The organism is Pseudoalteromonas sp. THAF3 (assembly GCF_009363775.1).
Lineage (GTDB): Bacteria > Pseudomonadota > Gammaproteobacteria > Enterobacterales > Alteromonadaceae > Pseudoalteromonas > Pseudoalteromonas ruthenica.
In genome coordinates this window covers 702858-729624 of sequence record NZ_CP045419.1, presented here as the reverse complement: position 1 = coordinate 729624, position 26767 = coordinate 702858, and the positions used below count along the sequence as shown (strand labels likewise).

Below are 26767 nucleotides of genomic sequence, written 5' to 3'. Positions count from 1 at the left end.
CGCTATGCCTCACAGTAAACGTCGTGGCCTTAATGCCGTTATCAGGCGCCTGCTTTTTGGCAGTGACCACCAGCCTATCGCCTGGTTTGAACTGGTTTTTATCACCTTTATTGCCCTGAGCATCTGGGTGTATCAAGCCAGCCTCGCTCATGAACACGCCACTGATTACTTCTATTGGCCGATGTTGGGGCCCCTTGTCATCGCCCTGCGCTACGGATTTGGTCGCGGAATGATGAGCTTCGTGCTGTTACTTGTGAGTGTCGGTGTGGTCGATAATTTTATCGCCACAGAAGTATCGATTAGCCTATCTGTGTCTGTGGGCACAGCAGTGGTGACCATGTTGGTGGGCGAATTTCGCGATCACTGGCATGATATCAATCAGCGCTTTGAGCTAAACCACCGCTATATGGAACAAAAGCTAAAAAGCTTTACGCAAAATTACCATTTATTGAAGATATCCCACGACCAGCTTGAGCAGCGCGCGGCTGGCAAACAAATGAGCCTACGCACTGGCATTCAACTACTCCAACAAGCGGCCTCCGGCCATGCGGAAAATCGCCTTGCCAACTTGGCCCAAAAGAGCCTTCAAGTATTTGCTGATGTGATTACCATGTATCAAGCAGGTTTGTACGAAATACGTGACGGCAAGCTGGTGCCCGGCGCACTGGCCACCATTGGCAGTGAACATGCCCTTATCGCTGATGATTTAATGCTGCAAGATGTGTACACCTCTAAGGCTGTACTCTCTCCGGCGAACTTTATCGACAGCGATGAGTATAATCTCAATTATCAGTTGGTGATCCCCCTAGTTGATGTCAGCGGCGAGCTACAAGGGGTGGTGCTTGCAGAGAAGGTCAAGTTTGTGTCCCTCACGCAAAGTAATATTGCCCTGATTGCATTACTGGCCGGTTATATTGCCAACTTTATGTCACACCAGTTGTTCGCACCCATTCTCAAACCCGAACAACGCCAGCTGTTCCGCCAGTATTTGGAAAACCAACTGTGGTATAAGCGCCATTACGGTGCAGATAGCGCCATGGTGGTGTTTTACGACAACAGTGAAGCGCAACACCTCGATTTAGAACATGTTACCGATTTTCGCCGTGGTGCCGATATTTACTGGTCTTGCGAGCGTGAAGATGGCCGCCAAGCATTGTGCGTGCTGTTACCGATGACCACAGTGATGGAAGCTGAGCAATTTGTGCAGCGGATCCGCAGCATCCTCGCCAATAATGCCCCCATTGCCGAAGGCGATTTAGACGTATTTGGTCCGCTGTTGGTATTTGAGCAATACCAGCAAGTAAATACCTTGCTCGAAGACTTAGGAGCGTTCGATGAAGATTTGGCTGATTCTTCAAACGATTCTCTTTGAGTCGGCAAGCCTTTACCTACTCGGCGAGCAAGACCTTAGTCTGCTCGGCTGGTTAAGTTATGCTGCCAGCCATGGCGCCGCTGCGGGAACCTTCACCTTAGTGTGTTGGCTGGCGCTGCCGCGACGCTACAAACAACCCGTTATCGGTGCCATTACCTTTATTTTTGTGATTGCGTTCAGTATGCCCATGGTCGGTATGCTGGGGTTGGCGACGATTTTTATCGTCGCCTTGTATTTCCCGAAGAAAAAGCAGCCGGCACTATGGGAGCGCTCCGAAAGCTTGGAATTACCCCTGCACCCAGAGCAACTTGAACAAAGCCAGTTTGGTGCCGCCGCACTGAAAGATATTTTGTTGTTTAATCCCTCCGATGAGCGTCGCCTGATTGCGGTCAATGCCTGTCGCTTTTTACCAGAGCGCGTGGCGGTGCCGTTGCTTAAGTTAGCGCTGACCGATAAGGTCGATGACGTGCGTTTACTTGCCTATGCCGCCATCGAAAAAATAGAATTTGGTATCAACCGCAACATTGACGCATTGAAAAACAAACTAAGCGAAGGCGCACAAGCCTCGTTGCATTTTCAAATTGCTGAGCTGTATTGGGAGCTATGCTACCTTGGCATCGCTGAAGGGCCACTGCGCAATCACTATTTAGAGCAAGCGAAAAGTTACCTACTGCAAGCCGAAGCCCTCACCCCTTCACCGCGCAGTGAATTACAACTCGGCCGGGTGCTGCTGGAATTACAAGAATATGATTTAGCCACGCAGTATCTAGAAAAAGCGCGTCATCGCGGCCTGTTATTAAAACAAGTGGCGCCCTATCTAGCCGAGGCCGCTTTTGCTCAGGGCGATTACGACCATGCCGCTTTATTAGTCAGTCACCTGCCCACCGAACCCGGTGATGCGCTAAATGAATTAAGGGAGTTTTGGCGTCGTGAAGCGTATTGATGTGTGTTTATTGTTAGAGGGCACGTACCCTTACGTGCGCGGCGGTGTATCAAGCTGGGTGCATCAGCTGATCAGTGGCCTTAGCCACCTTAACTTTTACCTTGTATTTATAGGCGGAAGCCGCTCTTTTTATCAACAGCAGCATTACACCTTGCCTGACAATGTGGTCGGCTTGGAGACCCATTACTTGATGGACAAGGACGGCTTGCTGGCACCGCGCGCTCGACGCGGGAAAAAATCCGCCTTCAGCCTGTGGCAAAATGTCATCTCACGTTTTAAAAACCCAGAGCAAACCTTAGATGGTGAGCATTTACAAGGCTTGTTGGCTAACTTGGGTAAAAAGCATGGCCTAAGTTATGATGACTTTTTATACAGCGAGCGCTCTTGGGATGTGATTGTTGATTTGTATTTCCAACACGCACAAAACCAATCGTTTGTAGATTACTTTTGGACCTTTCGCAACATCTACAGCCCCTTATTCACCTTAGTCAAAGTGGCTGAAAACCTCCCCCCTGCGCGGCTATTTCACAGTATTTCGACTGGCTATGCGGGGTTTCTCGGCGCCTTGGCGAAACAAAAACAGCAGATGCCTTATTTATTAACCGAGCACGGTATTTATACCAAAGAGCGCAAAATCGATCTTACTCAAGCAAGCTGGATCAAAGACCGCCACAGTGCGCTGGACACCAGTATCCATAAAAAAATGGAGCAAACACGGCAAACCTGGATAGATTTTTTTGAGCAATTAGGGCGTACCGCCTACGACCAAGCTGATAGCATTGTCGCTTTGTATGAAGGCAATAGACAGCGGCAAATAAAAGACGGCGCACCGGCCGATAAAACTGGGGTAATTGTCAACGGTATCAGTATGGAGCGCTTCAGTGAGGCCTACGCCAAGCGACCGCAACAGGCGCCTAAAGTCGCGGGGTTAATTGGTCGCGTGGTGCCCATTAAGGATATTAAAACCTTTATTCGTGCTATTCGTGTGGCCCTTAATAGCGAACCAGAACTACAAGGATGGATCATTGGCCCCACCGAGGAAGATCCAAGCTATGTTCGCGAGTGCGAACTGCTGGTTAATAGCTTGGGGCTACAAGACAATGTGCTGTTCTTGGGCATGCAAAATGTTGCCGAAATTCTTCCCAAACTTGGCGTGTGTATGCTCACCTCCATCAGTGAGGCGCAACCCCTGGTGCTACTTGAAGCCATGGCCGCAGGTATCCCTTGTGTGGCCTCAGAAGTTGGCTCATGCCGCGAAATTCTCGAAGGTATGAACGAACACGACCAGCAACTTGGGCGCTGTGGCTATGTAACAAATATAGCCGACCCCAACCAAGCCAGTGAAGCCTTGCTGGCGCTATTGGAAGATGACCAGCGCTGGCGACAAATGGGTGATAACGGCTACCGCCGAGTGCAAGCATATTATCAAGAACATACGATGTATGAGCGCTACCAAACGCTGTATGAGGAGCATTTAACATGGCAGGAATAGGCTTTGAGCTACGCCGAATATTAAAGAAAAACACCCTGCTCTCTTACCTCGAAGCATACGGCTTGGCGGCAGTTGTGGGCTCAGGGCCCTGGGTGCTATCCATTTTAGCGCTAATGATCATCGGTATGATAAGTATCGGTCGAGTGTTCCCTAACACTCTGATCATACAGTACCTAGTGCTAGTCACTTACATGATGGCTGGCTCACTGATCCTCAGTGGTATGTTCCAACTGCTACTAACACGGTTTATCTCCGACCGGCTATTTGAAGGCAAGGACCACAAGGTAACGCCAAATTTATTAGGCTGCATGTTACTTGTTTCGGTGCTTGGCACAGCCATTGGTATTGCGGTACTGGCCAATACATCGTTAGATGCAGCAGTGAAAATGGCGTTGTTATGCGGCTTTGTGGTGCTGTGCAACCTGTGGTTAATCATCGTATTCCTAAGCGGTATGAAGCAGTATTATCGGATTGTAGCTACCTTGGCGATTGGCTATACGCTGATGGTGCTGGCTTCATGGTTACTGCCACCTTACGGTATTTTGGGGCTATTGATGATCTTTGCCGCGTGTCAGGGGCTAATCACCTTTGTTTTGCTCTTTTTTATTTTACGCAATTACAGCGCCGGTTCGCTTATCGCCTTTCAGTTTTTAAACCGCAAGCAAGCTTTTTACTCGCTCGCATTATGTGGGTTGCTTTATAACTTGGGAGTGTGGGTAGATAAATTCGTATTTTGGCTACACCCCGAGGTGTCTTTTGCCGTTATCGATATGTTCCGTGCCTCATATATCTATGATTTGCCAATTTTTATCGCGTACCTCGCCATTATTCCTGGCATGGCGGTGTTTATGCTGCACATGGAGACCGACTTTGCCGCCTCAAACGAGCGGTTTTACCAAACGGTGCGCGAAGGCGGCACTTTGGAGTCGGTGTACTTACTTAAAGACCAAATGGTATTGCACTGCAAAGACAGCTTATATCAAATTTTTAAAGTGCAAGGGATCACCCTCGCGTTGCTGCTGTTGTGGAGTGAAGAAATTCTCACACTGCTGAAAATAGACCTCGCGTATCTACACTTACTGTATGTCGATTTAGTCGGCGTGTCTTTGCAAGTTATTTTGATGGCCATACTCAACGTCATGTTTTATTTAGATAAACGTTATCAGGCCACGGCCTTGGTGACGGTGATGACCCTGGCCAACTTGATGCTCACTGAGCTCTCCATTCAGCTTGGGCCTGAGGTCTATGGCTACGGTTTTGCTTTAGCCATGCTGATCAGCACCGTCTTGGGGTTAGTGATGCTAAATCGTCAGTTTAACCGCCTCGAATATGAGACCTTTATGCTGCAACGCTAATAAGTAAAGCCCTCATTGCTCGCTACAGCTAAAGCGATACGCGTCATTCAATGCCGTGGGCAGCACCAAGGTGGAAAAGCCCAGCGGCTCGGTTTGTGCACAGACTCGTTGCAGCTCACCGCTGCCGACCTCGGCCACCGACAAATATTCCACGTGAAAAACCGCCTTTTCAGCATCAACAAAAGGAGCTAAGCGTGCACACTCATTAAAGCGAAAGCACGATTCATTGACCGCAAAATCAAAGTAAGGCTCCAAGGTTTGCGCCAAGCCAACATTGTTTTTAAGACCCACATACAAGCCGAGCGAGCGCGCATATTCAGCAATAAACTGGCTGTAATTAATGCTGTTCTCACGAGTGAGTGCAAAACCGGTGTTATTAATGTGACCATCAACATTATCCGGCTCCACCGCATCACAGCCTTTGGCAGCGGCCAAATCCATGCGCGCGCGCATGATAGCGCGGACATTGCTACTGCGTGTGTCCAACCAACGCTCATTAGCAAAATTGGCCAAGGTATTACCAAGCTCTGAGTCTAAAAACTCGCCGGCATCCTCACGGTAAGATTCATAACTTCCGGCTGAAAAATAACAGATGACGAAGCGCCCTTGCTGTTGGAGGCTAGCAATGGTTTCGGCAGCGGTATTAAACAAATCAATGTCGTAAGCGAATACATCGTACTCGCTATTGAGCGCCCCCAATAATTGCCATTGCCATGTACTACCTTGCGGTGGATACGGCGGCGGCCCTGCAGGCGCTTGTGAGTCGGAGCTTGACCCACCGCAGCCCACCAACATACCCATACTTAGCAGCAATGCACTGCTTAACCGTCTTATCATTAATGACTCTCTTTTCTCTGCTTAGCAGTCCATTGCGCTGTTATTGTTTATTAATTGTGTGCCTCATGAGTCCATACCCTGAGTCCAAAGCACTTGCTTATCTAAAAGCGGCCATCATTTGGGGCAATGCTGCGCTTTCGTATAGGTGTTATATTCCGTATCATTGGGTTTTAGTCAAGTGAAAGAAGCGGATGAATATTCAACAGGTTATTGACGACATTAACACCGATGTACGTTCACGATTGTCGCAATTCGAGGGCGCGGTGGCCAGTTATATTCCGGCTTTGGCTGAGGTCGATAGTGAGCAGTTTGCGATGGCGGTGCATACCGTCGATGGGCAAACCTTCAGCACCGGCGATGTGGACGTGCCTTTTACCATTCAATCGGTCTCCAAAGTACTCACTCTCACCTTAGCATTGCAACGCTATGGCAATTCGTTGTGGCACCGCGTTGGCAAAGAGCCTTCGGGCACTGCGTTTAACTCGCTTACCCAGCTTGAATTTGAACAAGGCATTCCGCGCAACCCGTTTATTAACGCCGGCGCGATTGTTACCTGCGATGCGCTATACTCCCGCTTAAGCGCGCCCACTCACCACATGTTAGAAACGGTGCGTTGGCTCAGCGGTAATCCTCGAGTGTGTATCAACCAAACAGTATCCCGTTCAGAGTTTCAACACCGCCATCGTAACGCTGCCATGGCGCACTTAATGACCTCGTTTGGCAATTTTGAGAATGATGTGGAAGAAGTGCTCAAGGTTTATTTTGGCTTTTGCGCCATCGAAATGAACTGCCAAGAACTGGCGCGCACCTTTGGCTATCTCGCTAATCGTGGTGTCGACATCGCCTCAGGCGAGCGCATTCTGACCAGCAAACAAAACTCGCAATTGAACTCGCTGCTCTTTACCAGTGGCCTTTATGACGCCGCTGGCGATTTTGCATATCGCGTCGGCATGCCCGGTAAATCCGGAGTAGGCGGTGCCATTGTTGCTGTTGTCCCAGGGCAGTTTGCGGTATCGGTGTGGTCACCCAAACTCAATGCCTTTGGCAACTCCAGCGCGGGTCTTTATGCACTGGAGCAGTTCGCCGATAGACTTTCGCTGCATCTGTTCTAAACCTTAAACTGACTCACTAAATCGCGCAGATGCTGCGCCCGCGCTAATAAACTTTGCGTTGCGCTTTGCTGCTGCTCAGCATAAGAGTGAATGCTGCCGGCACTGTCTGATATTTCATGGGCCGACTGGTTAATGTGCTCAACTACTGTGCCCTGCTCTTCGGTGGCGGCGGCAACCTGATGATTGCCTTGACTGATCTCCTCAAACTTTTGCTGAATCGCGCGCAGCGACGCCACCGCCGTTTGCGTGTGCTCAGTGACTTGGCGGCTACTTTCTGTGCCTCGTGCGATGGCCTCTTGTGATTGCGTCGAGGTACTTTGCAAGCGCGCCACTTGATCACGGATCTCTGAGGTAGACTTTTGCGTACGCTGCGCCAGTGAGCGCACCTCATCCGCAACCACAGCAAAACCGCGCCCTTGCTCACCGGCGCGAGCAGCTTCGATAGCGGCGTTCAGGGCTAATAAATTCGTTTGTTCGGAAATGGCATTAATCACTTCCACCACCGAGTTAATTTCTGCCGCCTGATTAGCAAACTCACCCACGCTGCTATCCACATTATTGAGAATATCGTTGAGTTCTTGCATGGTTTGCGCGGTGAGCGTCATATTGTCGTTGGTGGTGGTCGTTTCACGCACCGCTTCTTCGGTATCACTGGCAGTACGGTGGGCAATATCGGATACCTCGGTAATCGTTTGCCCCATTTCAGTGATCGCTGTCGCGACCTGATCCGTCTGTGAGCGCTGGCTTTCCGTGGCGCTGAAGGTTTTATCGGAAAAATCAGCCAGCTCAGCAATGCCCTCGCGCATCGCTTGTTCGGTGACACTGATTTCATCCACCAGCTCAGCGACTTTGGTAATAATGGCGTTAAAGCCCTTGGCCAGATGCCCCAACTCATTATCAACGCTATCATCAAGGCGCGTACTTAAATCGCCTCCTTGCCCAGACATAGCAAGGAGGTCATCACCCACGGTACGAATGCGGCTGCTTAGCCAATTGGCAAAATACATGGTTAGCACCAAGAACACCACTGCAAGTACCACGCTGGCAAGGACCGAGGTCCAAATAACCGAATTAATTGCGCCGGAGATCTCATGCTCTGGCAGCACCGCGACCAGTTTCAACTCGGTGCCTTCAATGGGCATCACCGCACCATAAACCGCCTCACCATCGATCTCAGTTTCATTGAGTACAAAGCCACTGCCATTGCTAGAGAGAGCCGAGCTCAGTGGTGCTAACTGGTTAACATCGGCCACCGTTTTACCAATAAAGCGGCTGTTTTCATGAGCAATAATACGCTGTGTGTCATCAACCAGGAACAGATACCCTTGCTCGCCGACTTTACGTGAGGTAACCATATTGGCAATTTTCGACACATCATAACCCAGTCCGGCGACTCCTGCGCGCTGGCCATCAATACTCACTAAGGTATTAACGTATAAAGTCAGCTGCCCACCTTGTTCACTGGCATCCAGCGCCAACTGTTGCTGTGCACTGCTGGAAATGAAATCAAAGAACCAGCTATCCCGTGATTCACTGCGCGATACCTGCTTAAACAGCCCACCCTCGGTGTAATAATTCAGGCTTTCTCGGCTTACCCAAAATACCGATGTCGCACCGGATTTTTGCTGTAAGTCGCGAAAGTAATCAAGCACCAGTCTATGCTGAGCACTCCCTTGCTCGCCATCGCGCACCCATTGATGCAACATCGCGTTTTGCGACAGCGTTTTTGAAACCGTAGTGGGGTACATCAGTTCGGCTCTAATTTCATTCGCTACTCGCCCAACAGTATCTGGTAATAACTGCGTTTCAGTTTGCCGATAATAAAGGCTGGAAAACTGCCCAGTATTAATGAGTGCGGTCACTAACGTAACCACAAACAGGGCGACAAACACAAAACCAATGAAAATGGTTTTGAGGGTGAGGTTTTGCATGGTGTAGCTCCTAAAACATCGGTCTTATTCACTATGGCACAAGATTGTTAAATTGCGATTAAAACACTGCTAATCGCTTCATTTTTAACACTTTTTGAACCTATATTGGAAAATTCATTGGGGCCGTTGTGCATCGCCATTATGCTTGGCTAACAGCACCATCGCCTCTTTTAAAGGAACTGCAGGAGAGTAATAATAACCTTGGCTAAAGTGACAACCATACTCACGCAATTGTTGCTGTTGCTGCTGTGTTTCCACGCCTTCGGCAATCACTTCCATATCCAGCTCTGAGGCAATACGAATAACGCTGGCAATCACCACTTGGTGCTTGTGTTCGCTGAGCATTTGCTGAGTAAAGCTCTTATCGATTTTAATATAATCAGCATGTAGGTCGATAAGGTGACTCAATGATGAATACCCTGTACAAAAGTCATCTAAGGCCACCATGACACCTTTGCTGCGTAATTCATTGAGCACCCCTTCGGCTTGCTTTCGGGCATGAATGGCCACCGATTCGGTCACCTCAATGGTCAAACAGCTGGGCTTTAAGTTACAGTCAGCCAAAGTATCGAGCACCGTATCAACGGGATGCAATACATGATTAAATTCTGAGGCTGAACGATTCACTGCCATGCTGATGTCGTTGTAACCTTGACTATGGATCCATGCCAAACCGGCCAGCGCTTTACGCAACACAAACTGGCCCAAAATCGCCACAAGTCCGAACTCCTCAGCGATGGCGATAAACTCATCGGGACGGATCACCCCAAGCTCTTCATCGCGCCAGCGTGCTAGGGCTTCAAACTTAACAATACGCCCGCTTTGGTTATCGATAACCGGTTGGTAAGCCACATCTAGGCCATCAAAGCGCAGTAGCTTATGGAGTTTGTCGCGCAGTTTAAGTTTACGCAGATAAATGGCTTCAATCTCTTGGCTGTGTACGGCAATGCTGTGAGACTGAGCGCGCTTAACACTCAACATGGCATGATTGGCGTTGCGAACGAGCACCGTGGCGCTATCGGTATCGCTATGCATGTGAGCGATGCCAATACTGCAGCTTAGTTCAATGCTTAAATCACCCAAGCGTATGGGCTGGTGGATTCGCTCCAACACTTTCTCGGCGCAGCGGTGCGCGTGCCCAGGTTTGGCATCGGCAATTAAAATAGTGAATTCGTCACCGCCATAACGGCTGATCACATCATGATTACGCACACAATTTTGCAGCCGCAATGCCACCGCAATCAGTACCTTATCACCAATTTCTGGGCCATATAAATCGTTGATATCTTTAAAGCGATCGAGATTTAAAAACAGTACTGACGCGTGCTGCTCCTGAGCGCGAAACAACGAAATGTGTTGCTCCACTTTTTCTAAGAAACTGCGGCGATTTAAAAGCCCAGTTAAGGGTTCTTGACTGGCGTAAAATCGTAGTTGGCGCTCATTTTCTTTCCATTCACTTATATCGCGAAACAAACCAATATAATGGGTAATTTGCCCGTTTGCGTCACGATTTACGGTAATCGACAGCTCTTCTGGGTATATTTCACCACTTTTACGACGGTTGTAAATCTCCCCTCGCCAATGGCCCATCTGCTCGAGCTGCCGCCACATTTCATAGTAGAACTCTGGGCTATGCTGACCTGAGGAAAGCACTGCGGGTGAGCGCCCCTTTAGTTCACTCTCACGATAACCGGTATACAACTCAAAGGTGGGGTTAACTCGCAAGATGCGGTTATTGTTATCGGTGATCATGATGGCTTCTTTGCTTTGCTCAAACACGATGTTACGCAGTGATAACTCGGCTAACAGCTCATCTTTTCGCGCCAAATCAGCATCATGGCGAGCTTGAGCAGCAACGATAAATGCCAAGTCCTTGAACCACTGCTCATCGACTTGGTCAAACGTTCGCTGTTGGTCAAATAGCGCCACCAAAATACCAATGGGTTGGCGTGATACATCGCGTAGCGTCACACCGATGTAGGCTTCAATCCCCAGCTCTGCAAGCATGGTATCGTCGGGAAATAAATCAGCCACATTATCGCCAAAAGCGCACACATCGACGCTCTGTAATGCATCGGCGCACGGAGAGCCAGCCAGAGGATATTGGAAATTTGCGCGTACGGCACCGTCTTGATGGTAGGCCACAGTCTGTACTTCTGTCGCGTTGGCGCATAACTTACCAACAAAGCAATGGGCTGCGCCAAAAGCTTCATCAATCATACTCAGTGCCAGCTCATAGGCTTGCTCGCTGCAGCTACATTGGTAAAGCGCGTTAAAAGACGATGTCATATGATTCTTGTAATTTTGTATACCATTTCATAAGAAGCTTAGCACAGTATCAGGAACAGGCTTTGAGGGAAATTCTGGTTATTGGTTAGCTGGCGAATGTATGATTCAAATCAATAAATTACAAGAGTTTAATTGTTACTTTCCAACAGTTTAACAGCTGTGATCGGCACGCCAGCTAACCGGTGGCGAAACTTTGCTCATCACATCTTGAATTACGTCGTTAAGTTACAAAGTGAAGGATGATCAGCGCCCAGAAGTTGATATACTATCGGCAGTTTCTAAAACGGTAGGTGTGCATGACTAAACAGGCGAATAAACGCAAAAATACTTTACTGAGCATTTGTGTGTTTTGTTGCATTGTGCTGAGCCTAAGCTGGTTGTTTATTAATGACTCGGCGCTACTATTGGTGATCACACTGCTGATGATTTTGCTGTTAGTATGGGGCATTGCGCAGCGCCTATTGTCGCTTTGGGATAAACAGCAACCACGCAAATAACTCTAGCCCAACAACTCCACCTCGCAACGATTGCGGCCTCGTTGTTTCGCCCGATACAGCGCATTATCAGCAGCTTTAAGCACCGCATCCACCGAGCAACCCGGCTGCCATAAACTCACGCCAAGAGACACCGTTACTTGCGGTACTGGTGTAAAATCATGGGCCTGGATAGTCACTCGTAAGCGCTCTGCCAGCTCTAACGCAATGTCTTTACCTATGCCTGGGAGAATAAGTAGGAACTCTTCGCCACCACTGCGACACACGCCATCGTATTCTCGACAACTGCTCTGCAATAGCTGACCTAGCCCTTGTATAACGTCATCACCCACATCGTGGCCATAGTTATCATTGACACGCTTAAAGTGGTCAATATCCAAGGTGATCACCGCAAAGGCTTGTTCATCAGCGACCATAGATTGAATAAACACTTCCATATAACGACGGTTGCCAATGCCGGTGAGCGGATCGGTTAAGCTTGCTTTATTAAGGTCGTTAATACGCTGGTGCTGCTCATTGCTGTAAGTTCTCAGTGCATTGCGTAGCGTTTTCGCTTCAAAAAACCAGGTTGGCACATCATCATATTCTTTACTTGAATCGGCCACGCGTTGCGCAAGCTGTCGCAGCGGAGCACTAATTAAATTCGCTAAATACCAAATCACTAATAAGGTGATCACGGTCACTGGTGCAGCTTTGGCAAGCACATTCATTATGGTGTTGCCGACACTCTCAACGACTTGATTGCGCTCAGTCCCCACTAGCACCACCCAATTCGCTGTGCGCACAGGTGCATAGCCTACCAACATAGCGCCAACACCTTCGCTGCCACTTTGCATTTGCGCGTTGGTAAACGCAGGCCACAACGGCGAAGCGGGCGTTATTTTGGAGCCCACACGCTGGTGTTGAGAATGATAAATAACACTGCCATTTGCGCTGAGCACCATAATATTGGCTTTATCGTTGTGAAAGTGCTGCCCGAGTAGCCGCGAGAGAATATTATCGCCATGCAAATAAATGGTGCCAGCAATGTAGCCTTGATATTGCTCATCGGCGCTAAAAATGGGGTGTGAGGGGCTCACAATTAAATTACTAGCCGGCGATACAAACGGTTGAGGAATAGTAGGTGCTTGTGCGCGCAAAGATTGCTTAGCACTGTCGCTTTCTAACCTCACACCTTTAACACCCAAGGTTAACGGCGCAGTGCTGGTAATAACGCCTTGCTCGTTCACCACCACCACAGAGTTAAAAGACGCGGTTTGCTCTAATAAGCGCAGCGTTTCTTGCTGCTGTGATTTTAGGGTATTGTTATCAGCTAATCGCGCAGCGCTATAGCGCAACTGCATTTGTAAAGAATTGAGGAACTGTTCGGTAATATCAGAGAGCTTACTGGCATAAGCCTGATTGGACGCCAAGGTATGGGCCACCATTTGCTGGCCGTGTACTCGGTAGTTAATAATGAACTGATTACCCAGGGTGACCATCACACACAGCACCGCAAACCCGAGAATAACTTGGCGTAAGTCAATCACACCAAAACGGGAAAACTTCATATACGCAGCCCAACTACAAGCACTACCTACTACTTTATGAGTATAACAATAGCACTAATCATCAAGCTTGTGCTACATCAAATGATCTTCCTACTGCGATGCCCCGTACTGCTCGGTAGAGAACTATGTATCACCTTAGGTGCAATCGTTTAACTACGGTTGTCGAACAACAATGCTATTGCTGACACGGCTGTAACTATGAATCAACCAAGCGCACATTTAGATTTAGCCGAACTCACTGAGCTGGAACTGTTTACCTTATGGCTTTGCCTGCATGCAGACAAAAGCAAGGAACAGGTTTTGGCACAATTACAACCCATGCTTGGCAGCGCTTTTTTATCGCCGCAAACCATGGCGCAGCGTTGGCGTGAGGATGTTTATAGGCAACTTATGCACAAAGGAATGGCCACAGAGCAGCGCCCGGCAAAGCCTGGATTTGCGGATTATCTATTTTGCCTGTTATCAAAAGTGCCCGATGTAGAAACGCATTATGCCAAAGAGCTGGCGCTATTGGAGTCCATTATTCAACACCCAGAGAAGTATCAAAACAATCCAACCATCATTCAGCATTGGTTGGAATCCCCTATTCACTGACCTGAAAAATAGGCGAAAAATTCATCAACCGTTCAGTATAATTGCGAATCGCGCTTTTTGGCTATAGCTAAATGTGGTCACAAGCTTTAGACTACGTGTAGATAACACCTTGTTTACCCATGTTTATAAAATGAGATTCGCGTATTTCGTCTTATTCCTAACCTTGAGCCTTGCGAGCACTCAAAGCAGTGCCCGCGAGTATAACAGTGCTATGTGTATTCTTTTGAAGCAGCAAATGGCGCAGTTTGATCACTCTCGCACGCACCCAAGTTATCGCAGTGCCAAACGAGATTACGATGCCAATTGTAAGAATATAGAAAAGCGCACACCGCAAGCGAAAGCGACCTCAAAGCCCGAAAATGACCAATCTCAGCCTCAGGAAGTAGCCAGTAAACCTAAGAAGGTGCTAAAAGAGCAAAGACCTGAGGCCGAACCAACAGTAACCACCTCTGAGCCGCAGCTTACTATTGTCGAGCAGCGTGCCGCCGAAGAGGCTGCAAAACAAGCGAAGGCAGAGAAAACAAAAGCCACCGCGCCAAAATCAGCTCCGGTGACAGCGAAAAAGGTGGCTCCTGCTCCTGTACAAAGCCAACCTTCAGAGCCAAGTTCACCTTTCGTTGGCTTGATTTTCCCTGCATTAATAGCCTTGGTGCTTATTGCCATGCTAATTACGTTGCTGATTTTTATTCGCAGCAACCGCAGCAGCCAAGGTAAAGCTGTTAAGCCGAAAAAGACAGCGGCTATCAAAGCTATTCCTGTGCCGAAGTTGCCTAAAAAACAGGTTAATTACAAAAAGATGTGGCAAAAGGTCACCGGTAAACAGCCTGACACGCTCGACCCACAAGTTTATAAACGCTTTTCTTCGGTCCCTGTACTGGTGGGTCCAAAAGCCAAATCATCAGCCATCGAGCAGTTGTACATTAGCCCGTACGGCGTGTTTATCGTGGCGCGACCAAACCAAGAAGGCGATATTTTTGGCGGCGAGCACGCTCAAGAATGGACCGCCCGAAACGGCGATGAAGAAATCAAGTTTGATAACCCCATCACCGAGCTCAAGGCCCAGGCTGGCGCGCTTGCCAAAGTACTGGACATACAAGAGCAACAGGTTAACTTACTGGTACTGTTTAGTAACAACGCTTTATTCAAATCTGATTTGCCTCCGTTGGTGATGCAGCGTGAAGACTTGGTTGACTACATTCTTAGCTACAGTGTTGAAAGCTTCGACGCCCAACAATGTTCTAACTTAGTCGACAAGGTGAAGCAATTGCTTGCTCAGGGAAGCAACGCCGCGCTGGGCGCGTCTTCAACCAAGCCGTTAATCGAGACGCCCGTGCAGCCACCAAAATCAGAGCCGCGCACTGAGCCTACGCCTCAACCAAGCGCTGCACAAGAAGAGACACCTCGCCCAGAGGTGCCAGCAGAGAACGTTGCGCCGATGCCCAAACCTGCTGCAGAGCCTCGCTCCAGCGATCCGGAAGGAGCAAGCAAGAGCGCGGAAATTCACCCGTTCAAACGCAAAGACGACGCACCCAACTCGGACGATACAGCGCACTCTAGTAAAGATTCAGCACCCGCGCCGACTCCCAAACCGACACCTGCAACGGAGCAACAAGAGCAAACTCCTCTGCCCAGCAGTGACAACAGTAGCAAAGACTGGTCGAATATGAGTGATGAGGAGTTTATGGCATTTTTAGAAGCCGCCAATAAACGTGCAGGTGGCGAGTCCGACCCAAGCTCCGATGAGCAAGCATCATCCACTTCTGCCACAGAGCCGCCTGCATCAAACTCGCCGCAAAGCCAAGGAGATGACCCGTTTGACGACTTTGACCCGTCACAACCCTTGTTAGAGACCTCTGAGCCTGAGCCTGAGCCTGAGCCTGAGCCTGAGCCTGAGCCTGAGCCTGAGCCTGAGCCTGAGCCATCAATTATTGAGCCCCAAAGCACAGCAACACAAGCGCAAACATCATCAAGCGATGAAGAGTTGGCGCTAGATATTGACGATGGTAACAGTCAAAGCCTTGATGACGCGCTTGCGGAGTTAGAATCTGCGCTTTCAGAACAAGACCAGCAAAGTGAAGAAGCTCGCACTGATGACTTAGAGCCGGAACAAACCAGCGCTGAAGACAAAGACAAAGACAAAGACAAAGACAAAGACAAAGACAAAAAGTCGAACCCTTTTGCTAATCTTTCGCTAGACCCTGACTTTAAGCCAAGCGAAGAAAAAGTAGATATTGGCGCCGGCCCGCTCGATGACGAGAAACCAAAACGTTAGTGCCTGCGTATTATTTACTGGTGCGCGTGGTATTGAGCGAACGTGCAAAAATAGTCAAGCTACAACGCCGTGTGGTGCCTATAATAAATAATTGTCAGTGGCTCACACTGGCGCAGTAAAGTTCCAGTTACGCATCCAGCGTGCGGAGCAAGATTGGGCATAGTCACAACGTTTTTATTGTGAAGAGAGTGGCAAATGGTTGATTTATTTCAACTTAACTTGGCTTTAACTAACCCAGGTTTAAGCCACATAGAAAAGCTGCAAAAGATAGTTCACACTGCAGCAGAGCATGTTCCCCAAGCCGATGTCGTAAGCCTTTGGGTGGCCAATGAAAACACCTCAAGTATTGTGTGCATCGCTAAATTTGATAAACACACCGGCGCCTATTCTGACGGCGGGGTTATTGGCCAAGATACAGCCCAAGCTTATTTTTCTGCGCTTTTCAGCCATGATTTTCTTGCCATTGAAGATGTGCGTCATCACCCGTTTACCAAACATATGGTCGCAGGCTACTTTGAGCCATGTGGCTTTTACTCTTTGCTTGATTACGTGCTGCACGATAACTTCGAGCCAAGAGGGGTGCTTTGCTGTGAAAGCCGCACGCAAGTGCCGCAATGGCAGGACCAAGAAAAAGCAGCATTGAAGCGCATTGCCAATATGAGTTCGCTGTTTTTCGATTTGCCCACGTACCAACGTGCCGTGGGCTAGTTTATTTACTGATAAGTGTTATCACTCACACCGAAATAACACATTGATTTGTGAACTAAAGCTGCTAATTTAGACGCAGGTCAATTATCTAGGAGTGATGATGGCGCACATCGATTTTACTACAAAAATAAACACCGCACGCCAAGTGAACCCACTGAAAACTTTGCATACCAGCTTAGAGAGCGATCGCGGCCGCATCATCAATTCCTCCGGCATACGTCGATTGCAGCAAAAGACTCAGGTATTTCCATTAGAGCGCAATGCCGCCGTACGCTCACGCCTCACCCACTCTCTTGAGGTACAGCAAAACGGCCGCTTTATTGTGCAAAAACTGTTTTCTAAGCTCAATGCACAAGAACGTGCACACTATGGCTTCACCGACATGGAGCGGCCCTTTGAGACCTTAGTGGAAATGGCGTGTTTGATGCACGATATAGGTAATCCGGCCTTTGGCCATTTTGGTGAGGCCGCCATCAACCACTGGTTTAGCCGCTACCTGCAGCAACGCTTTGGCCCGTTGCCGACGCTTGCGCAAACACACCCGCTAAAGCACCAGCTAATGCTTGATTTACAAAGCTTCGAAGGCAACGCGCAAGCGATCCGCGCTGTTCACTCGCTGTTAGCGCTGAACTTAAGTTACAGCCAAATAGCGGCCATTCTTAAATACACTCGCCCCGGCACTATGGCGAAAGACGCGCGTCCTGAAGATAAAAGCTACCTCATGAAAAAAGTCGGCTTTTACCACAGCGAGGCCGCGTTCATCGCTCAATTGGGTGATGCCTTAGAAATGGATAATGGCTGTCGTCACCCCGCCAGCTACATTATGGAAGCCGCCGACGACATCGCTTATTGCTTAGCCGATATGGAAGACGCGGTAGAAAAAGGCATACTCTCGGTGGAGAAATTGGTGCACTACTTAGATGACGCTTATCGCCAGAGACTGGCCGCACTGGATACCGCAGAGCAAAGTTACAGCGACCTGGTGGCCAAAGCCTGCGAGTTTGCCCGGCAAAAAGCAGGTGAGGCCGAGTTTAACTACAACAACACCTTTTTCATTTATCTGCGTGTAAAACTCCTACACCCGTTGGTCGAGCATGCGGCAACGCGCTTTAAAGACAACATAGAGCAGGTTTACGCCGGCACCCTCAACGCCTCATTAATCGAAGATGGCAGCCACCATCAAGCCATTACCGATGCTTTGAAAACAGTCGCTCGTGAACGCGTATTTTGTCATCCCGAAGTTGAAAAGCTCGAGCTACAAGGCTATAAAATCATCTCCGGTTTGCTCGATGAGTACCAAGTGCTACTTGATTTAGAGTATGAGCAATTCACCCAAGTGCTGAGCCACCACAAAGACTTTTTAATTGCCACACGCATGGTGAAGAAACTCTCGGGGAAATACCTCAACGTTTATGAAAAAGCCGTTGCTGCGCTGAATAAACACGCCGAACACTTTCACCTGTACGAGTTTTACCACCGCTGTCGACTCATTCAAGACCACATCAGCGGCATGACCGACCAATTCGCCTACGACGAGTACCGTACCTTAAAGGTGGTGGAATAAGTGATGATGATAAAGCTTCGAGCTTTATAAAATCTGAAAGTAAGGCATCACCATTCTTGAAGCTGTTGCATTTCTCGTAAACGATCACGCTGCAACACTAAGGCGTCGAAAAGATCATCGACTGAGGTATTATTAATATCTAAATTCGGTAGAGCCAGGTTAGCCTCTGCAAAAAACCGTTGCTTTTGTCGGTTCGCTGCATCGCCAGTATTAAGCCAAGCACTACGCCACCAGTGCTTTATTAAACCTTCTTGAGCTTCTAGGCGCTGCACACTTGGCAAGCGGTCACGCTTTTCGTTGTTGGCTTGAGCTGATGCGGGAAGCAAATTCCACAGGTCATTATTGGGCCATCGCGCAAAGGGCATGCAATGATCAATGTCATACTCTCGTTGCAGCTTACGGGTTGTCCAGACACAAGATAAGCTCTCACCTGCATGGCGCAGTTGGTCAAAGCGCTGGCGTACCTCGGTTGTCGTTCTTTTCGGTTCCAACCAACTCAATGCTTCCATAAAGATATGACGCTTAGTGGGGCACTGGTACTGGTTGTTGCCCTGATAGGATTGCATGGTTTTAGCCCATTCATTGACTAAAACAGGCTCAATCCAACAGGCATAGCGATTAAGCGCTGTCCAGGTGTGCTCAGGCAAAGAGAACTCGCCCCATTTGCATAACGTTTGAAAATCAAGAAATAGTAAATCAGTAGCTCGCACTACCGAACTGCTGAGTTCAAACACGCATTGCTGCGTATTAGGGAAAGTAATGTAACGACAGGGCATATCACGAATGTTACTCACCGCATGCGACAACGTGCGACACACAGATTTTGCCTCTTCTCCTTTAAAACCGTTCCCGACTTTCAGATCTGAGGCGGTGAGGTGGCCTAATTTGTGCCAACCATTTTTCTTCATAAAACCCATATTAGGGCTTTTATTGGGCGTTTGATAAAGGCTGTAGTGATCAATTAAGGTTTTATATTGATGGCACCAATAAAGAGCAACTAAGCCAGCTGGCAATATCACGCGATTATCCTCGCGCCGTATTACAGCACCGGGGTGGCCATCGGCAATACGCAGTAGCACTCGCATTAAGGCCAGCTTATGTGTCGCTGACTTACCATCATTTAACGCCACATGGCGGATCAGCGGAAATGCACCGGAACCATCATCTGGTAAACGAAAAACCAGCGTTTGCCAGCTTACTTGTTCACGTTTTAGCTTATCGCCCTCACGTTCAGTACATAGAGTGCAACTAAGGCCCAAATTGCGAGCCATCGCTTTAAGCGAGTCAGCGCAAACTTGATACATAGCTCGCTCGCTACGCTCATGCTCACCTTGACCATAACGCAGGGAAATAACAATTTGTCCGCCTGGCTTAAGTAAGTTGGTCAGTTTACGCAACGAGCGTTCGCGTTGAGACTCCGGAATGTGCATCCAAACAGCGCTAAGTAAAATAAGATCGAAACTGATTTCTAATCTTGTCACGGCGTGAAGTGCTGGTAATGAGTCCGTGAGCCAGGTCACAGATAAGCCTTGCGTATGCTGCTCACCGAGCTGAGCTAACAGTTCCGCTGGCTCCACAGCATAGACTTGAGTTTGGTTACCTTGTTCAGCAAAATAGCGCGCGTCACGACCTGCTCCAGCACCAATATCAAGGATCCGAGCGCGAGCCTTGCTCAGTACCGGCACAATATATGGCATACACTGCTCATGTACCTGCTCAAAGTCAGTGCTTAGATACTGTTCAGCTAAGCGCTCAGCATGGGTGTTGTAAAAGTCGCTACTCACAAAAAGCTTTGTTATTTATAAAGTTAGTTAAAAGCTATCATATAACAAACAAAAAGTAATGAAGTGCTTTGCACATAAAAAACGCCTCACTGAGGCGTTTTTTAAAATTAATGTCTCCGACTGATAATCTCGACTATTTCTAGGCTGTTCTCTAATAGCCGGAACACATCGCCGTGCATATCCACAATTACGTGGCCATGGCGATCTCGCCTCAGAACTTTGCCATGACGGTATACGTCATAATCAATATGTCGGCCTATACGCCAGTAGTCATCGTCGTATCTATGGCTGTAATGATCACAGTGATGATGGCGCTCATAGCGCTCTTTGTGTTTGTGCTTATGTTTTTTGCCGTGGTGCATTTTCTTCGCATGGCCCGGGGGCGTGAAGTGTTCAGGCTTAGCCATTGCCTCACTCATAGGAAGGGCACCGGCCAGTAACGTAGTTAAGTATAAAGCTGTCAGTCGCATAACAACCTCCTTAATTGGTCTGTTGACCATTTCGCAATAACTTTACTGTAAATGTGCGCCAATGAACCCAAGCTAAACGTATTGGGGGCAAAAATATTGCGGTTTTCTCATTTTTTAATCTAGTAACGCACTAAAAATAAATAGCTTTTAATAATTAGCCTATACTTTTGTATGAGCTATCGAAATAAATACACTCTAAAGTATCGGTACCTTAAATAGGTCATTGTTTTGGCTAAGGAAGGAGGCACTTTGCAGACACAGTCGCACACATCACTGCTTATTTTCGACTCGCAAGGAGTTTGCAGCGCTGCGCACCCCGCTCAGCTTGAGCGCTATGTAGGTCTGCATTTTGATGATTTTTCATTTTTTAACAAACAAGATGTGTGTGTGTTCACCACGTTTTGCAAGCAAGCCCCTTACATTACCCTGCAAGTTGAGCTTGAACAACGTACTTTTATGGCTACAGCGCAGTGGTGTCAGGGTAATCAGAGTAATTTAGTGGTCTCATTAAGCGAACATTTTGAGGGTTACCGACAGCGCTCCAATGCTGAGCGTTTGGAGGCCTTAATCGAGGGCACTCAAGCCGGTACGTGGGAGTGGAATATGCAAACCGGCGAGGTTGTGTTAAATGAGCGCTGGGCCAATATTATTGGTTATACGTTGGATGAGCTTTCACCTATTTCAATTGATACTTGGCTGCTCTACGCCCATCCTGAGGACTTACACGCATCAGATGCTGCCTTTGACCGCCATTTCAGCGGTGAAGACCCTGTTTATCAATGTGATGTGCGCATGAAGCACAAGCAGGGTCATTGGGTTTGGGTTCGAGATTGCGGCAAAGTGGTGACCCGCACCGCAGATGACAAACCCGAGTGGATCTCTGGCACTCATATCGATATAACCCAACGTGTGCATGACTTGGAGCAGCTCACGCAAGTAAGAAACGAGCTTAAAACCATCATCGACAGTGTCCCTGCTGCTATTTACAAAGCCCCCTTTGATGAGCCTTGTTGTTTTAGTTTTATTTCTTCGCAGATAAGCCACATTACCGGTTATAACCGCATAAAGTTCGTACAAAGCCCCCACTGGTGGCGCGAACATATTCACCCTGAGGATTTAGATGCACAGGACACACAAACCCGCTACTGGCGCAAAGAAGGGGCACAAGGGGTGTTTAAATCCGACTTTCGGTTTCGCCATAAGGACGGCCACTATATTTGGCTTACTGAGTACAGCCAACGCATGCAAACCACGGCGAATAATGGCCAAGATTACTTAGTGGGCTCGCTCACCGATAAAAGCGAGAATGTCAGCCTCTCGAATCGACTGGATGCGTTTGCACAAGTGCTTCCGGGAATGATTTATCAATTTGCGCTAACGGCTGAGCGCTCTTGGCACTTCCCTTACATAAGCGAGGGATGTACGCGCATCTTTGAAGTCGCACCCGAAGCAGTGCAACAGGACCCCGCCTCGTTGCTTACCAAAATCGCCCACGACGATCGTCAGCGGGTAGTGCGTTCTATTTTAAATTCCGCGCAAAGCCTGGATGACTGGGAGTGCGAGTTTAAAGTGGAACTTGAAGACAATGAAGAGAAATGGTTATTCGCTCATGCTATTCCCAAGCGCCAGCTCGATGGCACAGTGTTATGGTCTGGCATGGTGATTGATATTACCGATCGTAAAAGCTTGGAGCTCACCTTACTGCGCGAGTCAACAACCGACCCTCTCACCGGACTGTATAATCGCCGTCATTTCAATGAACAATTGCAGCAGCAACTAGCTCGCGCAGAGCGAGATGGTACCCATGTGTCGCTAATGATCATCGACTTTGATTTATTCAAACAGATTAATGACCGATATGGCCATCATGCCGGTGACATAGTGCTCAAAGAAGCCACCATGCAGATCAGCGCCATTTTACGTAAGTACGATATTTTTGCTCGCATTGGCGGTGAAGAATTCAGTGTTATTTTACCCAATACATCCTTGGCACAAGCACGCCATGTGGCAGAAAAAGTACGCCGCCAGGTGGAGCATTGTCACATTCAAGCGCACGAACACAGCATTTCGGTAACCACCACGATAGGTGTTGCCTCTACTGAGCAAACCACCGCCCACCCCGGCGCACTTTTAAAGCAAGCAGACAATTGTTTGTATCAGGGCAAGCATCAGGGTCGTAATTGCGTAGTGAGCGACTAGGCGTTGGCCTACGTATCAGCACCATAGACAATACTTAAATCTTAATGCACCCTGTGCTTTTAATTGCAGTTATCAACGAATATGAGCCTACGCCAACCTTACTCTGTACTCGTGGTTATCTACACCCTCGAGGGCGAATTTCTGTTACTACAACGCGCTGATGACCCTGACTTTTGGCAATCGGTTACCGGCGGTATTGATGAGGGTGAGCTCCCCTGTGCTACCGCAGCTCGCGAAGTGTTCGAAGAAACCGGCATTGATATTAGCCAACAGCAACTCAGGCTGGTGGATGAACAGCGCTGCCACCGTTATGCTATCCGCGAGCAATGGCGCTATCGCTATCAACCGGGGGCAACAGTGAATACCGAGTATGTATTCTTATTGTGCTTGCCCAAGCGTTATCCAATCCAACTAGCCGCCGACGAGCACCTTAGTTACCTGTGGCTTGATGCCAATCAAGCCAGCGCCAAAGCCTGGTCTGACAGTAACGCGCAAGAAATCCGTACACTCGCGTCGAAGCTTGCACATAACAGCCGTTAAACACGAATATTTGTTCCGCCTTTAGCTGCTGTGGTAATCTTTGCTTCCTAACATGGAAGTGTGAACGCTATGGATACTGCACAGATACTGATCAACCTCTTACTCTTCGTTTTTTTGCCGCTATGGGGCATTGCCGGCTTCATTGACTGGTGTTGTCACCGCGCAACCGATATCGAACACACCTCTGGGTTAAAAGAGTCATTAATGCACTCGGTGATGGGCATCCAAGTGGGTATCCCTATCCTGATGTGTTTGCTATATCGCGTAAATGTTTTGGTGCTGCTGATATGCTTTGCCGCTTGGCTGCTACATGAGGTGGTGGCCCATTGGGATGTCTCGTACGCGACGGGTAAGCGCCACATCAGCATATGGGAGATGCACGCACACAGTTACCTGGCGACCTTGCCGCTTTATATGTTGGCGCTCATCGCAGTAGTTAATTGGCCGGTGGTGGTCGATTTAGTCACCCTCAATTGGCAAGGCCAAATGCAGCTTACCCCAATGGAATACCCCCACGGTGGCTCTTGGTTCTTACCCGCTTACTTAACCTTTATGGCGGTGCTGTGTGTGTTCCCTTATTTAGAAGAAAATATTCGCTGCTTGCGCAGCAGTTTGAAAGGACTTTAACGTGAGCGTATATATCACCAGCACGGGTTACCACTTGCCGGGCCCGGCCATTAATAATGAGCAAATTGAGCCGCTTCTGGGCTATGTGCACGGCAAAACAAGCCGCCTAAAAAAGCGCATTTTACAATCCAATGGTATTAAAACACGCCATTACGCCATTGATAGCGATCACAACACCACTATTTCTAACGCCGAAATGGCCGCTAAAGCGGGTGCCGACTGCCTTGCGCAAAGCTATCTTGATAAACATCAGCTTGGCTTATTGTGCGCTGCCACCAGCCAAGGTGATTTGGTGCTGCCCGGGTTTGCCTCTATGGTGCAAGCCGAGCTGGCACTCAGTGATGTAGAAATCCACTCCAGTCACGGCATTTGCTCGAGCAGCTTAATGGCATTAAAGAATGCCTATTTACAACTATTGGCTGGCGAGCACGAATCGGCCATGGTGGTCGCCAGTGAACTCACCTCGCGGCTGTTCAAAGCCAGCCGTTATGAGGCCGCAGACGCGCAGCTAGATTTTAACGCCGAGTTTTTACGCTGGATGCTCTCCGATGGCGCGGGCGCCCTCATGCTCGAGCGCCAACCTCGTGGCACTTGTTTTAAAATAGAGTGGATCCGCAGTTTTTCGCACGCCGATGCCTATCCTGTGTGTATGTCGGTGGGTACGGCGGATAAAAGCACTAAGCCATGGCAGGATTACCCCAGCTATCGCGATGCCGAGGCCGCAGGGGCTATTTTATTACGCCAAGATGTGCGCTTACTCGATAACATCGTCAAACTGGGCGTGGATGGCTTTTTACGGCTATTAGAACAAGGCCGTGTCCAGGTCGACGAGATAGACCATTTGCTGTGTCACTACTCATCCGACTATTTTCGCCAGCCCATCTTCGACATGCTTAAGCGCGCTGGCTGTCATATTCCCGAGCATAAGTGGTACACCAACTTGTATGAACGCGGCAACACCGGCTGCGCCTCTATTTTTATTATGCTTGATGAATTTCGTCGCACTCAGCAGTATGACGTAGGCGATACCATTATCTGTATGGTGCCGGAAAGCGGCCGCTTTAATAACGCCTACATGAAATTAACCGTGGTACAGGAGTAAACATGGAACACTATGTATTAAGTGAGCACGGCCAGCAGTGCCTGCAAGGGCTAATGCGCATTTGGTTCGACTTTGAGCGCCAACTTGGGCGTGTCGACATTATTGCGCGCCTACAGCGTGGTCAGTTTACTGTGCACGACTACCAAAAATTACTCCTTAATCTGCGCCAGCAGGTGGTTGAGGGAGCCCGTTGGATCACCCGCACCGCTTCAAGCTTTGATAGAGACTATGCCGATGTACGCGCTGTGGTCATTGGTCATGCCCAAGAAGAGCACCGCGATTACGAGGTGTTAGAGCAAGATTACCTTGCCACCGGCGGCCAACTTGACGATATTCTCAGCGCCCCTCGCAACGCCGGTAGCGAGGCCTTGCATGCGTTTTTAATGTATCGCGGCTCGCAGCCCAACCCGGTGGATATGATAGGCGCGATGTGGATCATTGAAGGCCTAGGCCACAAGATGGCCAGCGACTGGGCAAAGCAAATAGAGCAATGTGTCGCGTTAGAGGGTGAATACACTCGCTTTATGCGCTACCACGGCGAAAACGACGATGCCCACTTAGAAAAGCTTTATCAATTAATCGACCGGGTGTGTCAAAACGAGTCTCAAGTGCAAGCTATTTTACGCACCGCCAAGGTTGTCGCTCGCCTTTACGCCCTGCAATTGGAGGAAGTCGATGGCTAATATTAGCGCCAATAAAAACGACTCAGCGCTGTTGCAAGCGCTGGCCGTTGATAATTCCATCCCCATTGAGCAAGCGGCTGTGAATTTATGGCTTAAAGACTTAAACAACCCGCTGCGCTGGTTAGTGCGCCCGCTTTTTCAAGGGCTATTCGCTATTTTGCTGCATTTAGTGTGGTTATTTAAACGCCTACCGCTGCCTCAATTTAGTGCCCATGGACTACTACAAAAGCTGATTTGCTGGTTTTGTCGCCACTTTGTGAGTGTGGAGGCTAATTTGTTGATTTTGCGCCACTACGCCACCGAGTCCAACATCTTGAATTTTATCATCGCCAATAGTGACAAAGCCGGTGTTGAGCCAGTGCCGCTGTACCCAAAAACCATTGATGATATGCGCCATGCCAGCTTTGTTGAACATGATCAGTGCTTGTTTAAAGCCTTTGCTCAACTCGGCCACTGGCAACCGCTATCACAGCCTAAAACTGAGCTTGATTGGCACCATTGGCAAGCGGTTAATATGGCTGATTTTCAGGTGGAAAAGCGTTGGAGCCAGTTTTTAGACTTTGAAAGTGCTCATGCACTGTTTATGTGCCTGTTTTGTTTGCTGCTCAAACGCGACGAATACCGCGACGCCATTAATGGCTTTAACCTAGATCAATCTATGGCGATTCGCATTGGCCAAATGATTGGCGAACCCAATCTCACAGAAATGGCTTACAACAAACATCCTTTGTATTTAGTTGGGCCATGGAACCTCAGCCAACGCTTTTTAATGCATGGCTTTTTTACCGAGTATATGTACGCACGCTTGGAACAGCTGCGCGACTCATCTTGCTAATATCAACAAGGATT

General features: G+C 48.6%; 22 protein-coding genes. 16 read left to right on the top strand and 6 right to left on the bottom strand.

Annotated elements, in window-relative coordinates:
• Positions 1-4: 4 nt before the first annotated feature.
• Genes FIU82_RS18350 through pelG form a run of 4 tightly spaced genes read left to right on the top strand, consistent with a single transcriptional unit; the run spans position 5 to position 5162 of the window.
• Positions 5-1372: a PelD GGDEF domain-containing protein gene (locus FIU82_RS18350; protein WP_022946961.1), complete on the top strand. Its 1368-nt coding sequence runs from the start codon at positions 5-7 to the stop codon at positions 1370-1372.
• Positions 1335-2315 carry a hypothetical protein gene (locus tag FIU82_RS18345; protein ID WP_138548389.1) on the top strand — a complete coding sequence of 327 codons (981 nt, stop codon included), beginning with the start codon at positions 1335-1337 and terminating at the stop codon, positions 2313-2315. Before FIU82_RS18350 ends, FIU82_RS18345 begins: the two co-directional genes overlap by 38 nt.
• A complete protein-coding gene (pelF, locus tag FIU82_RS18340; RefSeq protein ID WP_152441887.1) occupies positions 2302-3807 on the top strand; it encodes a GT4 family glycosyltransferase PelF in 1506 nt (501 codons plus the stop codon). The genes FIU82_RS18345 and pelF overlap by 14 nt, the downstream gene beginning before the upstream one ends.
• A complete protein-coding gene (pelG, locus tag FIU82_RS18335; protein WP_045980605.1) occupies positions 3795-5162 on the top strand; it encodes an exopolysaccharide Pel transporter PelG in 1368 nt (455 codons plus the stop codon). Before pelF ends, pelG begins: the two co-directional genes overlap by 13 nt.
• Positions 5163-5174: 12 nt before the next feature.
• On the opposite strand, the gene FIU82_RS18330 is transcribed toward pelG, so the two are convergent.
• Complete coding sequence (locus tag FIU82_RS18330) at positions 5175-5999, bottom strand: endo alpha-1,4 polygalactosaminidase (RefSeq protein ID WP_152441886.1); 825 nt, start codon at positions 5997-5999, stop codon at positions 5175-5177.
• 191 nt (positions 6000-6190) lie between these two features.
• Here FIU82_RS18330 and glsB point away from each other — a divergent pair, with 191 nt between their 5' ends.
• Entirely contained in the window at positions 6191-7111 is a 921-nt protein-coding gene (glsB, locus tag FIU82_RS18325) for a glutaminase B (protein WP_022946966.1), read from the top strand.
• Here glsB and FIU82_RS18320 read toward each other — a convergent pair.
• Positions 7108-9042: a methyl-accepting chemotaxis protein gene (locus tag FIU82_RS18320; protein ID WP_152441885.1), complete on the bottom strand. Its 1935-nt coding sequence runs from the start codon at positions 9040-9042 to the stop codon at positions 7108-7110. The genes glsB and FIU82_RS18320 overlap by 4 nt on opposite strands.
• 114 nt (positions 9043-9156) lie before the next feature.
• Positions 9157-11331, bottom strand: a complete 2175-nt coding sequence (locus FIU82_RS18315) for a bifunctional diguanylate cyclase/phosphodiesterase (RefSeq protein WP_152441884.1) — start codon at positions 11329-11331, stop codon at positions 9157-9159.
• A gap of 296 nt (positions 11332-11627) precedes the next feature.
• Here FIU82_RS18315 and FIU82_RS18310 point away from each other — a divergent pair, with 296 nt between their 5' ends.
• Entirely contained in the window at positions 11628-11828 is a 201-nt protein-coding gene (locus FIU82_RS18310; protein WP_045980600.1) for a hypothetical protein, read from the top strand.
• A 2-nt stretch (positions 11829-11830) separates the two neighbouring features.
• Here FIU82_RS18310 and FIU82_RS18305 read toward each other — a convergent pair whose 3' ends face one another.
• Positions 11831-13375, bottom strand: coding sequence for a sensor domain-containing diguanylate cyclase (locus tag FIU82_RS18305; RefSeq protein WP_152441883.1), 1545 nt, complete (start codon positions 13373-13375; stop codon positions 11831-11833).
• Between the two features lie 198 nt (positions 13376-13573).
• Between FIU82_RS18305 and FIU82_RS18300 the strand changes: the two genes are divergently transcribed.
• The 4 genes from FIU82_RS18300 to dgt all read left to right on the top strand — a co-directional run bounded on the left by FIU82_RS18300 (position 13574) and on the right by dgt (position 18513).
• Entirely contained in the window at positions 13574-13969 is a 396-nt protein-coding gene (locus tag FIU82_RS18300) for a hypothetical protein (RefSeq protein ID WP_026111298.1), read from the top strand.
• A gap of 130 nt (positions 13970-14099) precedes the next feature.
• Complete coding sequence (locus FIU82_RS18690) at positions 14100-16241, top strand: nuclease-related domain-containing protein (RefSeq protein ID WP_172972759.1); 2142 nt, start codon at positions 14100-14102, stop codon at positions 16239-16241.
• 195 nt (positions 16242-16436) lie between these two features.
• Entirely contained in the window at positions 16437-16949 is a 513-nt protein-coding gene (locus FIU82_RS18285) for a GAF domain-containing protein (protein ID WP_022946437.1), read from the top strand.
• Positions 16950-17049: 100 nt separating this feature from the next.
• On the top strand, positions 17050-18513 hold the full coding sequence (dgt, locus tag FIU82_RS18280; RefSeq protein ID WP_152441882.1) for a dGTPase: 1464 nt from the start codon (positions 17050-17052) through the stop codon (positions 18511-18513).
• Between the two features lie 47 nt (positions 18514-18560).
• Here the strand turns inward: dgt and FIU82_RS18275 are convergent, their stop codons facing one another.
• Both FIU82_RS18275 and FIU82_RS18270 read right to left on the bottom strand, forming a co-directional pair.
• On the bottom strand, positions 18561-20297 hold the full coding sequence (locus FIU82_RS18275) for a methyltransferase domain-containing protein (protein ID WP_152441881.1): 1737 nt from the start codon (positions 20295-20297) through the stop codon (positions 18561-18563).
• A 107-nt stretch (positions 20298-20404) separates the two neighbouring features.
• Positions 20405-20767, bottom strand: a complete 363-nt coding sequence (locus FIU82_RS18270) for a hypothetical protein (RefSeq protein WP_152441880.1) — start codon at positions 20765-20767, stop codon at positions 20405-20407.
• A 249-nt stretch (positions 20768-21016) separates the two neighbouring features.
• Between FIU82_RS18270 and FIU82_RS18265 the strand changes: the two genes are divergently transcribed.
• From FIU82_RS18265 to FIU82_RS18240, 6 genes are all read left to right on the top strand, one after another.
• Positions 21017-22966: a sensor domain-containing diguanylate cyclase gene (locus FIU82_RS18265; protein ID WP_152441879.1), complete on the top strand. Its 1950-nt coding sequence runs from the start codon at positions 21017-21019 to the stop codon at positions 22964-22966.
• 81 nt (positions 22967-23047) lie between these two features.
• A complete protein-coding gene (gene nudB / locus FIU82_RS18260) occupies positions 23048-23506 on the top strand; it encodes a dihydroneopterin triphosphate diphosphatase (protein WP_152441878.1) in 459 nt (152 codons plus the stop codon).
• Between the two features lie 69 nt (positions 23507-23575).
• Positions 23576-24133, top strand: a complete 558-nt coding sequence (locus tag FIU82_RS18255) for a hypothetical protein (RefSeq protein ID WP_022946431.1) — start codon at positions 23576-23578, stop codon at positions 24131-24133.
• Between the two features lies 1 nt (position 24134).
• On the top strand, positions 24135-25235 hold the full coding sequence (locus tag FIU82_RS18250) for a beta-ketoacyl-ACP synthase III (protein WP_152441877.1): 1101 nt from the start codon (positions 24135-24137) through the stop codon (positions 25233-25235).
• Positions 25236-25237: 2 nt separating this feature from the next.
• Positions 25238-25918: an iron-containing redox enzyme family protein gene (locus FIU82_RS18245; RefSeq protein ID WP_053909584.1), complete on the top strand. Its 681-nt coding sequence runs from the start codon at positions 25238-25240 to the stop codon at positions 25916-25918.
• Positions 25911-26753, top strand: a complete 843-nt coding sequence (locus FIU82_RS18240; protein ID WP_152441876.1) for a hypothetical protein — start codon at positions 25911-25913, stop codon at positions 26751-26753. Before FIU82_RS18245 ends, FIU82_RS18240 begins: the two co-directional genes overlap by 8 nt.
• Positions 26754-26767: the final 14 nt, after the last annotated feature.